The sequence below is a fragment of the Fibrobacterota bacterium genome, assembly GCA_019509785.1.
Classification (GTDB): Bacteria; Fibrobacterota; Fibrobacteria; order UBA11236; family UBA11236; genus Chersky-265.
Genome location: JAEKLQ010000105.1, coordinates 1 through 1,968, shown reverse-complemented (window position 1 = coordinate 1,968; position 1,968 = coordinate 1). Strand labels below are relative to the sequence as shown.

Below are 1,968 nucleotides of genomic sequence, written 5' to 3'. Positions count from 1 at the left end.
GGACAGGTCGTTGAAAAGATGGCAAAAAGTGCGCTCTGGACTTCAGGGGCCCGTCCAAAATCGGACTCCAAGCGGAGAAAAAAATTCCCTGCAAACCGTTGACGGTGCTGGAATAGTGAAGTATCTTATTCCTCCCCCGCTGAAAAACGGGGACCTGAACCTCGAGTTCAGGTGCAAAGCCCGGTCCTTTGAGACCGGGTGGCTCTTTGAGAGAAGAATCAGGAACAAGCAGTAAATGGACAATCCCACGGGATTGTCTTCGCGGAGCGGGAGCTCTGGGTGAGGGATGAGTCCTTCGGGATTTGTCTTGGCCACCTAGGGACGATGCGAGTAGAAACCACATCGGCTAGCCAGCCGAAGGTTTCGCTCCAAAGATTATAAAGAATCAATGGAGAGTTTGATCCTGGCTCAGAACGAACGTTGATGGCGTGCCTCATACATGCAAGTCGAGCGGGTAGCAATACCAGCGGCGGACGGGTGAGTAACACGTAAAGAATCTGCCCTGAAGCGGGGAATAACTATCCCAACGGATAGCTAATACCGCATAATGATGGAGAAGGCATCTTCTCTTCTCAAAAGGCTTCGGCCACTTCAGGATGACTTTGCGTCCCATTAGCTTGTTGGCGGTGTAACGGACCACCAAGGCGACGATGGGTATCCGGCCTGAGAGGGTGTACGGACACATTGGGACTGAGATACGGCCCAGACTCCTACGGGAGGCAGCAGTAGGGAATTTTGCGCAATGGGGGAAACCCTGACGCAGCAACGCCATGTGTGGGATGAAGCATTTCGGTGTGTAAACCACTGTCAGCAGGGAATAAAAGGCCTTTTAGGCATTTGAATGTACCTGCGAAGGAAGCCCCGGCTAACTTCGTGCCAGCAGCCGCGGTAATACGAGGGGGGCAAATGTTGTTCGGAATCACTGGGCGTAAAGGGAGCGTAGGCGGGTTCTTAAGTAAGGTGTTTAATCCCGGGGCCCAACCCCGGACCGGCACTTTAAACTGGGAATCTTGAATAGTGGAGAGGTCAGTGGAATTGGGGGTGTAGCGGTGGAATGCGTAGAGATCCCCAAGAACACCAGTTGCGAAGGCGGCTGACTGGACACATATTGACGCTGAGGCTCGAAAGCATGGGGAGCAAACAGGATTAGATACCCTGGTAGTCCATGCCATAAACGATGAATACTAGGTTTTGGGCCCGTCAACGGTCCAGAGCCGCAGCTAACGCGTTAAGTATTCCGCCTGGGGAGTACGGTCGCAAGACTGAAACTCAAAGGAATTGACGGGGGCCCGCACAAGCGGTGGAGCATGTGGTTTAATTCGACGCAACGCGAAGAACCTTACCAAGGCTTGACATGGGGAAGACAGGACGAGAGATCGTCCCTCTCTAGCAATAGAGCTTCCCACACAGGTGCTGCATGGCTGTCGTCAGCTCGTGTCGTGAGATGTTGGGTTAAGTCCCGCAACGAGCGCAACCCTCGTTTCTAGTTGCCATCATTCAGTTGGGCCCTCTAGAGAGACTGCCGCGAATAACGCGGAGGAAGGTGGGGACGACGTCAAGTCATCATGGCCCTTACGTCTTGGGCTACACACGTGCTACAATGGGCGTTACAAAGGGTCGCAAGAGCGCAAGCTGGAGCCAATCCCCAAAAGCGCCCTCAGTTCAGATTGAGGTCTGCAACTCGACCTCATGAAGGTGGAATCGCTAGTAATCGCGGATCAGAACGCCGCGGTGAATACGTTCCCGGGCCTTGTACACACCGCCCGTCAAGCCACGAAAGGAGAGAGCGCTCTAAGTCGCTTCGGTAACCCGCAAGGGAGCCAAGCGCCTAAAGCGAGATCTCTAATTGGGGCTAAGTCGTAACAAGGTAGCCGTATCGGAAGGTGCGGCTGGATCACCTCCTTTCTAAGGAGTATAAATATCCAAGACCGAACGCGAACGGCGCTCGTTAAAGAGCGCTTCGGCCCC

Annotated in this window: 1 rRNA gene; it reads left to right on the top strand. The window is 54.0% G+C overall.

Features of this window, described 5'->3' with window-relative positions:
* Positions 1-385 precede the first annotated feature (385 nt).
* A 16S ribosomal RNA gene (locus JF616_22950) occupies positions 386-1,905 on the top strand.
* Positions 1,906-1,968: the final 63 nt, after the last annotated feature.